The organism is Acinetobacter sp. GG2 (assembly GCF_000292385.1).
Lineage (GTDB): Bacteria > Pseudomonadota > Gammaproteobacteria > Pseudomonadales > Moraxellaceae > Acinetobacter > Acinetobacter seifertii.
Genome location: NZ_ALOW01000022.1, coordinates 66,969 through 76,550, shown reverse-complemented (window position 1 = coordinate 76,550; position 9,582 = coordinate 66,969). Strand labels below are relative to the sequence as shown.

General features: G+C 40.6%; 9 protein-coding genes. 5 read left to right on the top strand and 4 right to left on the bottom strand.

All coding sequences use genetic code 11. From position 1 onward, the window contains the following. Positions 1–85: 85 nt before the first annotated feature. Positions 86–982: a LysR family transcriptional regulator gene (locus B554_RS0103000; protein WP_019456924.1), complete on the bottom strand. Its 897-nt coding sequence runs from the start codon at positions 980–982 to the stop codon at positions 86–88. A gap of 113 nt (positions 983–1,095) precedes the next feature. Between B554_RS0103000 and B554_RS0102995 the strand changes: the two genes are divergently transcribed. Then, the gene (locus B554_RS0102995) at positions 1,096–1,851 is read left to right on the top strand and encodes an SDR family oxidoreductase (protein WP_019456923.1); all 756 of its coding nucleotides are present in this window, start codon (positions 1,096–1,098) and stop codon (positions 1,849–1,851) included. A 51-nt stretch (positions 1,852–1,902) separates the two neighbouring features. Here B554_RS0102995 and hemW read toward each other — a convergent pair whose 3' ends face one another. Next, positions 1,903–3,057 (bottom strand): radical SAM family heme chaperone HemW, encoded by a 1,155-nt coding sequence (gene hemW, locus B554_RS0102990; RefSeq protein ID WP_019456922.1) that lies wholly within the window; start codon positions 3,055–3,057, stop codon positions 1,903–1,905. A 117-nt stretch (positions 3,058–3,174) separates the two neighbouring features. Between hemW and B554_RS0102985 the strand changes: the two genes are divergently transcribed. Together B554_RS0102985 and abeM are read left to right on the top strand one after the other, a co-directional pair. After that, positions 3,175–3,636, top strand: a complete 462-nt coding sequence (locus tag B554_RS0102985; protein ID WP_004698953.1) for a DMT family transporter — start codon at positions 3,175–3,177, stop codon at positions 3,634–3,636. 32 nt (positions 3,637–3,668) lie between these two features. Then, the gene (abeM, locus tag B554_RS0102980) at positions 3,669–5,015 is read left to right on the top strand and encodes a multidrug efflux MATE transporter AbeM (protein WP_019456920.1); all 1,347 of its coding nucleotides are present in this window, start codon (positions 3,669–3,671) and stop codon (positions 5,013–5,015) included. A gap of 34 nt (positions 5,016–5,049) precedes the next feature. On the opposite strand, the gene B554_RS0102975 is transcribed toward abeM, so the two are convergent. Then, entirely contained in the window at positions 5,050–6,300 is a 1,251-nt protein-coding gene (locus B554_RS0102975) for an acyl-CoA dehydrogenase family protein (RefSeq protein WP_019456919.1), read from the bottom strand. 32 nt (positions 6,301–6,332) lie between these two features. Continuing rightward, positions 6,333–7,580 (bottom strand): SfnB family sulfur acquisition oxidoreductase, encoded by a 1,248-nt coding sequence (locus tag B554_RS0102970; protein WP_019456918.1) that lies wholly within the window; start codon positions 7,578–7,580, stop codon positions 6,333–6,335. A gap of 257 nt (positions 7,581–7,837) precedes the next feature. Between B554_RS0102970 and B554_RS0102965 the strand changes: the two genes are divergently transcribed. Beyond that, a complete protein-coding gene (locus tag B554_RS0102965; RefSeq protein WP_019456917.1) occupies positions 7,838–9,136 on the top strand; it encodes an ABC1 kinase family protein in 1,299 nt (432 codons plus the stop codon). A 100-nt stretch (positions 9,137–9,236) separates the two neighbouring features. Beyond that, on the top strand, positions 9,237–9,491 hold the full coding sequence (locus B554_RS0102960; protein ID WP_019456916.1) for a type B 50S ribosomal protein L31: 255 nt from the start codon (positions 9,237–9,239) through the stop codon (positions 9,489–9,491). The last annotated feature ends 91 nt before the right edge of the window (positions 9,492–9,582 follow it).

The following is a 9,582-nucleotide window of genomic DNA, read 5'->3' as shown; positions in this document are numbered from 1 at the left end:
GAGTCGCGGACGACCCACCAAATTCTAAAAAGCCTCTCACAATTTGAGAGGCTTTTTTTATTGTTATCTTATTTTCTTTTTATGACTAAAAGATGACGATGCATTTGCGATTTAAAACCTCTCCAACCCAACTCATAAAGACTTCTAATCGCTTTGGAATATAACTTCGGTTCGGATATAAAATATTGAGTGGAAGTGATGGTGCACTATAAGCACTAAGCACCTCAACCAACATTCCCTGCTCAATCTTATCTTGAACATCATAGTATGGAAGTTGAATAATCCCCAAACCTGCACAAGCCGCAGCACTATAAGCTTCGGTATTATTTACACTTAAAGCACTATCCATCATGACGTTTCCACCCGAATATACAAATACGCCCTGCTTTTCCCCTACGGCTCCTGCGTAGTTAATCAGTTTGTGCTGTGATAGATCTTCTAATTGTTCAGGCGTACCATACTGTTCTAAGTAATGAGGGCTTGCACAGTTCACCATGACTAAATGACCAATCAATCTTGCAATTAAACTGCTGCTATCTAGCTCACCTACCCGAACAACACAGTCAATCCCCTTTTCAATTAAGTCAGTCATGTCATCAGAACTATTGAGCTGCAAATGGATATCTGGATAACGATGATAAAAATCTGACAGCTCAGGAATAATCACTTGATGCACGATACGACTGGGCATTGAAATTTTTAATGTGCCGCGATAATGCTGTTTTTGCGTCTGGATCAGTTGTTCTAATTGTTCATAGTCAAACAACAAGTTTTGACACTCTGGCAATATTCGCTGTCCATCTTGCGTCAGGCTTACTTTACGGGTGGTGCGGTGAAATAAGCGTACGCCATAATGAGTTTCAAGTTGTTGAATGGCACTGGTTACCGTTGAGCGAGGTAGATCGAGTCGATGTGCCACTTCACTAAAGCTTTGCCGTTTAGCGACTTCTGTAAAAATAAAAAATTGCTGCAACCGATCCATTTTAATTGTTCGTATTTTCTGAATAGTTAAACCAAACTAGCATAATTGATCAAAAATTACCGCCAATCTAGACTAAAAACACATTAGAACAAGTCATCATAGGAACAACCATCATGGCAACTCATACGCTTAAAGATAAAGTTGTATTGATTACAGGCGGCGCAAAAAACTTAGGTGGACTGATTAGCCGTAAATTTGCAGAACAAGGCGCAAAAATCGCAATTCACTATAATAGTTCAGAAACTCAAGCGGATGCCGAACAAACGCTCGCAGATGTAAAAGCATTCGGTGTAGATGCTGTTTTAATTCAGGCAGACCTAACTCATATCGATAACATCGAAAAACTTTTCATAGATACCAAACAGCATTTTGGTGGAATTGATATTGCCATTAATACAGTTGGAAAGGTTTTAAAGAAATCATTTTTAGAAACCACAGAACAAGAGTTTGATAGCATGAGCGATATCAACTCAAAAATTGCCTATTTCTTTATTCAATCGGCAGGTCGTCATTTAAATGGCGGCGGAAAAATCTGTTCAATCGTGACTTCTCTTCTGGCAGCCTACACGGGTCTCTATTCAACCTACGAAGGTTTAAAAGCACCTGTTGAGCATTACACCCGCGCTGCATCGAAAGAATTTGGAGATCGCCAAATTTCTGTGACTGCTGTTGCACCTGGCCCCATGGATACCCCTTTCTTTTATGGGCAAGAATCTGCCGAAGCAGTCGCTTACCATAAATCTGCTTCAGCTTTAGGTGGACTCACCAAAATTGAAGATATTGAACCTCTAGTTCGCTTTTTGGTGACCGATGGTTGGTGGATTACCGGTCAAACAATTTTTGCAAATGGTGGCTACACCACTCGCTAAAATCAAAAAAGCCGCATCTCATCGTGCGGCTTTTTCTTTAGGACTATTGGATTATAAGAACTCTTCGAGTACCGAGTTTAAGAAAATATGCCCTTGCTCAGTACATGCTAAACGAGCACTATCCTCTACCAATAACTTTCTCGAACGTAGTGAAGTAAGTATCTCTTTTAGCCCCTCTAAACTTAAACCAGTACGCTGTTCGTATAAGTCAGCGTTTACCCCATCATTTAAGCGTAAAGCATTCATCATAAACTCAAAAGGTAGCTCATCTGCCTCAATCTTTTTCATTTGCAAATGTTCAGCTGGAACCTTAGCTAAGTAATCTTTCGGTAAACGGGTCTTTTGGAAACGGTACACGCCATCTGGCTGTGTTACTTTGCCATGCGCACCTGCACCAATCGCAAGATAATCACCAAACTCCCAGTAATTTAAATTATGGGCTGAAGGTTGTTCTTTACGCCAAGCCGACACTTCATAGTTTACAAAGCCATTTGCTTTTAAATAGGCCTCACCTTGCTCTTGAATATCTTCTAATACCTCATCTTGAGGTAAAACAGGTTGAGTTCGGAAAAATACGGTATTTGGCTCAATGGTAAGTTGATACCAACTGATATGTGTCGCACCATACTCTACAGCCATCTTTAAGTCATAAAGTGCTTGCTCTAACGTTTGCTCAGGCAGACCATGCATTAAATCGACATTAACTCGCTTAAAACCTGCTTGTCTTGCCTGCTCTATTGCATCCATAGCATTGTTTGCTGAATGAATACGTCCAAGCTTTTGCAAGTGATCGGTATTAAAAGTCTGTACACCAATCGACAAACGGTTAATACCCGCTTCTAAATAGCCTGCAAACGGGTCATATTCCAGTGTTCCCGGATTAGCTTCTAAGGTAATTTCACAGTCATCTTCAAAGTTAAGTAATGACTTAAGCTGCTCAAATAGCCATGCATAACCTTTGGCAGAAATGAGTGAAGGCGTTCCACCCCCAATAAATACACTGTGAATTGAACGCCCTTGGGCCATCTCAACTTGAGTTTCAAAGTCGGCTACCAATGCTTTTAGATAAGTTTGCTCAAGTTCTGCCGAAAGCGCACCATCAGGCACGGCATGCGAGTTAAAGTCGCAATAAGGACATTTACGCACGCACCAAGGCATGTGGATATATAAAGATAACGGAACAGAAGCAGGATTTAATACAGCCAAGGAACAAGGTCCAATTTACACAATATTTCTATTTTAACATGACTGCATCAATGGGCTTATGAAAACATACCTTAATTGCTTTAGACTGTTTTTAAACATACTTAAATATTGATAAAAATGATGAAATTCTCTAGTCAACTTTTCCTGATCTTACCCTTAGCTATGGGAATCGGTGTTGCCATGGCTTTTCAAACCGCAATTAATGCTCAGCTTCGTGAGCAATTACACTCACCTTTGCAAGCGGCATTATTATCATTTTTTATAGGTACTATTGTTTTAGCCATTATGGTGTTCTTTCAAAGTGCCGAGAAACCCACTTTAAGTGAAATATCTAATATTCCGTGGCTTCTTTGGACAGGAGGATTCCTTGGGGTTTATGCAATTAGCATGAGCATTTATACTGCACCTAAGCTTGGTTTTTTAACCTTTACAGGGCTAGTCGTTTTTGGGCAATTGGTTATTTCTATGTTGCTTGACCATTTTGGATGGTTAGGTACAGACAAAACTCCTGTTACATGGCAACGGTTCCTAGGTGGAGTGGTTATCTTTGTTGGTGTGTTACTCACCCTACAGCGCTAGTTTCATTTTTATATTTATAAAGAGTATCTTTTGTGTCGAATGTCACGTCGTTTCGGACTGAATTAAAACAACTCTTCCATTTAATGCTACCTATTTTAATTACGCAGTTTGCTCAAGCAGGGTTCGGATTAATTGACACCATTATGGCAGGGCATTTATCTGCAGCAGACTTAGCTGCTATTGCAGTAGGTGTAGGTCTATGGATTCCTGTTATGCTCCTTTTTAGCGGGATCATGATTGCCACTACACCGCTAGTTGCAGAGGCAAAAGGCGCTAGAAATACAGAACAAATTCCTGTCATTGTTCGTCAGTCATTATGGGTTGCCATTATTTTAGGTGTAATGGCTATGCTCATTTTGCAGCTTATGCCTTTTTTCTTACACGTGTTTGGTGTCCCAGAAAGCTTACGACCTAAAGCAAGCTTATTCTTACATGCTATTGGGTTAGGTATGCCAGCCGTAACCATGTACGCAGCGCTACGTGGCTATTCAGAAGCTTTAGGCCACCCACGCCCTGTCACCGCGATTAGCTTATTGGCCTTAGTGGTTTTAATCCCTCTAAACATGATTTTCATGCATGGCTTAGGGCCAATTCCTGCTTTAGGTAGCGCAGGCTGTGGCTTTGCAACATCCATTTTACAATGGCTCATGCTGATTACTTTAGCTGGCTATATTTATAAAGCTTCAGCTTATAGAAATACGTCTATTTTTAGCAGATTTGATAAAATTAACCTGACTTGGGTTAAAAGAATCTTACAGCTTGGTCTGCCAATTGGTTTAGCGGTGTTCTTTGAAGTAAGTATTTTTAGTACAGGGGCATTGGTGCTTAGTCCACTGGGTGAAGTGTTTATTGCCGCGCATCAAGTGGCAATTTCTGTTACTTCGGTGCTGTTTATGATTCCGCTTTCACTTGCGATTGCCTTAACCATTCGCGTGGGAACCTATTATGGTGAAAAGAACTGGGCTTCCATGTACCAAGTGCAAAAGATTGGTTTGAGCACAGCAATATTTTTTGCTCTATTGACCATGTCATTTATTGCTCTAGGCCGTGAACAAATTGTCTCGGTTTATACTCAAGATATAAATGTTATGCCTGTTGCGATGTATTTACTCTGGTTTGCAATGGGTTATCAGTTAATGGATGCTCTACAGGTCAGTGCTGCTGGCTGTTTAAGAGGTATGCAAGACACTCAAGCACCAATGTGGATTACGCTTATGGCGTATTGGATAATTGCTTTTCCAATCGGGCTTTACTTGGCACGTTATACCCATTGGGGCGTAGCTGGCGTATGGCTAGGTTTAATTATTGGCTTAAGCATTGCCTGTGTTTTACTGCTCTCGCGGCTTTATTTAAATACCAAACGATTAAGTCAAACCTAATAAAAAAGCCGATGAAACATCGGCTTTTTTTATTTTATGCAGACTTTGCCCGCGGGCTTGCTCCAATTTGCCAGACAAAAGGTAAATCCGTACGGTTTACTTCCCAATCTCCAATCACTTTTTCTTTATAAATAAGCGGATTATGTGAAGATACAGTCCGCGCATTACGCCAGAAACGGTCAAGTTGTTTCGCTTGGCTACTTGCCGATGCCCCTAAGGCATTAAATAACTGACTGGTTAAATCAAGCACTAGGTTAGAAATTACGACCTGCCCTTGTGCCGACTCAAGCTCGGCATCTACATTAAACTGATGCTCTTTCACTTCAGACTCGGCAAAATGACTTTCATAAGCCTTTTGCAAGGCCTCGGCAGTTTTTAAGGTGATTGCCTGACTTGCATACGCTTGAGCGGATGCCTTACCCACTACTTGTAAAACTTGCGGATCATGGCGAACCAAGTCACCATTACCATGACTAAAAATACGTTTACGTTCACGGATTTCCTGACTAAACGTCTCGACTGCGGCACGCGCAATACCCGTTAATGTTGCGAGATGCACTACCTGATAAAAAGCGGTTTGATACTTAAAACGTTGATCAAATGGAATGAGGTTTGAAGCTGGCAAATGGACCTGATGTACTTTTAAAGTACCACTGCCTGTTGTCTTTTGACCAAAACCATCCCAATCATCCAGCACACTTACACCTGTTTCATGACGGTAAATAGCAGCAATCACATGACGGTCGTTCACTTCATCGTAAGCAAATAAATCAATCCAGTCTGCAAAAATACTTCCTGTTGAATAGTACTTTTCACCATTTACCACCAAGTTACCCGAAGCGTCTTTGGTGACACGTGTAACGACATCGCCGATCTGTACGTTTCCAACTTCTGTCCATGCATTTCCGACTAAATCACCTTGTACAAAGCGCTGAAACCAGACTTCCTGAGAATGTTCTTTATGAGCAACCAAGCGGTCTTCAACAAATGCGAAATGACCTCGTAAAGCTTGCACAATATTGGAGTCAGCTTCTGCTAACTCTGCCAAAAGCTGGAACAGTTGAGGTAATGAAACCCCATCTCCACCATATTTACGGGGTACTCGTACAGCACCCAACTTAGCTTCTTTTAGCCACTGAATCGGTTCAAAAGGTAAGATTCGCTCTTTTTCCCGTTGAATTGCCCCTTGTGCAATTTTTTCAAAAATGGGACGGAATCTGTTTGCTACCTTTTCATAATCAGCGCCTACCGATAGCTCTTCTAATTCAATTTGAGCTGTTGTCATCGTTATTCTCCTAATCTTGTCTTTTCTTCACTTTAGCTCCATGCATGACGCGGTGGATGGATGCCATTGAGGTAATAATTACCGACAATGTGATATTTCCAACGCACAGGGTCATGCAAGGTATGGGTACGGGCATTGCGCCAGTGACGGTCAAGGTTGAGTTCAGATAAAGTAGAACGCGTACCCGACAACTCAAAAAGTTTATTGGCTGCCAAAATAGCAATTTCTGTAGTGAGTACTTTTGCCTCGGCAACCAATAATGTGGCTTGGTTTACATGTTCTTCGGTAGTTTCAGCAATGGCTTGATCAATTGCATCTCCAGCCAAGTCCAGTACCGCTTCTGCTGCACGCAATTTAATTTTTAAATCACCAATGTTTGCAATCGTGTAAGGATCATCACTGGCTTTTTCCAGACCTGAATCAACCCATGCACGGCTGTGATTTTTGACGTATTGAATCGTTTCTTCAATTGCACCACGCGCAATACCAGCATCAACCGCAGCCTGAATAAACTGAGAAATAGCGCCTGCTGGTGTTGGACGTTCAAATGCTTGGTAAATCGGAACAAGATATTCTTCACGTACTGGAACCTGATTTAGTTCTACCGTGCCACTAGCCGTAGTACGTTGTCCAAAACCAGACCAATCATTAATAATATTGACCCCAGATGTTTCCCGTGGAACAAGCGCAGCATAAGGTTGCCCCTGTTCATTTACAGCAACAATTGGAATCCAATGTGCGAGCAAAGCACCCGTTGCAAAGAATTTTTTGCCGTTAATTTCATAACCCTGTTCGGTCTTTTCAAGTTTAGTTGTGAGGTCCGCGACTGTCTTACTATGTTTTTCGGAAAATGCGTTGCCAAAACGAATTCCTCTTAACACCAAGTTAAAAAAGAATTGTTGCTGTTCAGGTTTCGCATCTAGTCTTAAATGCTCAATAAAAGCCAAATGGTTTTGAGGCAACTGAGCAAGAGATGGATCGACACTCGCAATTGTTTTGATCACTTCCGCTAAAGTTCGATACTTGACTTGCGCGCCACCAAACTGCTTCGGCACAGTAATGGCCCAGAGACCGCTTTGTGAGAACTGTTGAATTTCATTTAAGGGTAAACGGCGTTCTCTGTCCCGCTCAGATGCTTCTTGAGCAAACTCTTGAGCAAGTTGCTTGGCAACCTCAATTGCCTCTTCATCAGAGCGAATAATATGCGCGTCTTTTGACTGCTCAAACACAGATAAAGGAACCGCTTGAGAGCGACCATAGGATGAGTTTAGACTGGTCATAACTTTTATTGTCTCTATTTCTTATTTAACATGCCATTCACCTTAGCACTAAAAAAACAGTGACTTTATAGATATTAAAGCTTTGTTTATGAAATGAATTTTAAAAAGCTTTTCACATTTTTTACTTTAAAAATAACATATTGTTTTTCGAAAATATTCTTACACGCGCTAAACAATTTCATATAGGCTTTTTAAGTTTTGTCACCTATGATCAAAACTAGACAATATTATGTTGTAGTCAACGAGGTATCGAAGATATGGCAAAGAGTGCAAGTTCACCTGGCAAACGATTTATGAAACTTGCAGGAATGACCGCGAGCATTGCAACAAAAACCGTTTCTAATTCGATTCGAAACCTGACTGCGGATGAAGAACAGAAACTAGCTGCAAAAACTAAATTGTTTCAAGATATCGGTCTACAGATTGCAGACACCTTAGGCGAAATGAAAGGTGCTGTCATGAAAGTTGGGCAAATTGCATCGCAATATAAAGATATCTTCCCGCCAGAAGTTGCTAAAGCGATATCAAAACTACAACGCCAAGCTCCAGCCATGCCTTTTGCAGCGATTCAGCAACAAGTTGAACGTGAGCTTGGGAAGCCACTCAATGCCGCCTTTAAATCTTTTGATGAACAGCCTTTTGCCGCTGCATCAATTGGACAAGTCCACAAAGCAGTTTTGCCAAATGGCCAACAAGTTGTGGTTAAGGTTCAATATCCCGGTGTTGATGAAGCCTGTGAAAGTGACTTAAAACAAGTGCGTTTAGCCCTTCGTTTAATGGGTGTACTTAAAATTGATAAAAAACTGCAAGATCAACTTTTTGCAGAGATTCAAGATAGTCTGTCAGCAGAGCTTAACTATGAAATTGAGGCTCAAAATCTTGAGGTCTTTAAAACTTTTCATAGCAAGTTAGATGACAAAATTATTATCCCGACTGTTTATAAAGATTACTCTTCAAGACGAATTTTGACCTTAAGTCTTGAACAAGGTGACAGTATTGAAACTGCGAGTTCTTGGCCTATCGAAATTCGCAATACAATTGGCCGTCGTTTAATCCGTGCTTTGGGTCAGGAAATGTTCTTTTTAAAACGTTTTCACTGTGATCCTCATCCGGGTAACTTTGCCTTCCGCCAAGATGGTAGTGTGATTATTTATGACTACGGCAGTGTTAAAACGCTTTCCAATGAAATTGTCTATAGCTTTAAACGATTGGTGAATGCAGCTCGTCACGAAGATATTGATCTTATTGAAACTGAGTTACTTGCCCTGCACTCACTGACCGAAAAAGGTAAATTCCCGAGCGATCTTTATAAACTCTGGATTGAAGTGTTATTGCGTCCACTTACCACAACCTATGACTTTGCAGAGAACTCATCACATCATGATGGCATGTTACTTGTGAAAAAGTCTTTAAAATATTGGGACGTCTTTAAACCTTCACCAGATACATTAATGGTTAATAGAACCATTTCAGGACACTACTGGAACCTCATTCACTTAAAAGTACATGACAACCTGAATGATTTATTTGAAGAACTTGTTCCATCTTCTAACTAATTCAATGAACTGATCCATGTAGCCTTTTGAGGTTGCATTGACTTATTTAATGTTATGTTATAACATTTCTTTAATCAAAAATAATTTAGGACAATCTCTCATGCGTAAAGATATTCATCCTGCTTATCAACAAGTGTTATTTCATGACACCAATGCAGACGTCTACTTCTTAATCGGTAGTACTCTTCAGTCTAAACAAACCAAGGAATATCAAGGACAAGTCTATCCTTATGTGACCCTTGATATTTCAAGTGCTTCGCATCCTTTCTATACAGGTGAAGTACGTCAAGCAAGTAATGAAGGGCGCGTTGCAAGCTTTAACAAACGCTTCGGTCGCTTCAGTCGTAAGAGTTAATCTTGCGTTAAGTTTTGACCAATACACTAAAATCATTGGAAGCCTAAGACTATCTCCTCCACTTAGGCTTCTTTTTTTATGTGCATTTTTT

What these genes read in the sequence shown, in the direction of transcription:
- B554_RS0102965 (WP_019456917.1), top strand. Translation starts at nt 7,838, where the DNA reads ATGGCAAAGAGTGCAAGTTCACCTGGCAAACGATTTATGAAACTTGCA.
- B554_RS0102985 (WP_004698953.1), top strand. Translation starts at nt 3,175, where the DNA reads ATGATGAAATTCTCTAGTCAACTTTTCCTGATCTTACCCTTAGCTATG.
- B554_RS0102960 (WP_019456916.1), top strand. Translation starts at nt 9,237, where the DNA reads ATGCGTAAAGATATTCATCCTGCTTATCAACAAGTGTTATTTCATGAC.
- B554_RS0102970 (WP_019456918.1), bottom strand. Translation starts at nt 7,580, where the DNA reads ATGACCAGTCTAAACTCATCCTATGGTCGCTCTCAAGCGGTTCCTTTA.
- B554_RS0102995 (WP_019456923.1), top strand. Translation starts at nt 1,096, where the DNA reads ATGGCAACTCATACGCTTAAAGATAAAGTTGTATTGATTACAGGCGGC.
- B554_RS0103000 (WP_019456924.1), bottom strand. Translation starts at nt 982, where the DNA reads ATGGATCGGTTGCAGCAATTTTTTATTTTTACAGAAGTCGCTAAACGG.
- B554_RS0102975 (WP_019456919.1), bottom strand. Translation starts at nt 6,300, where the DNA reads ATGACAACAGCTCAAATTGAATTAGAAGAGCTATCGGTAGGCGCTGAT.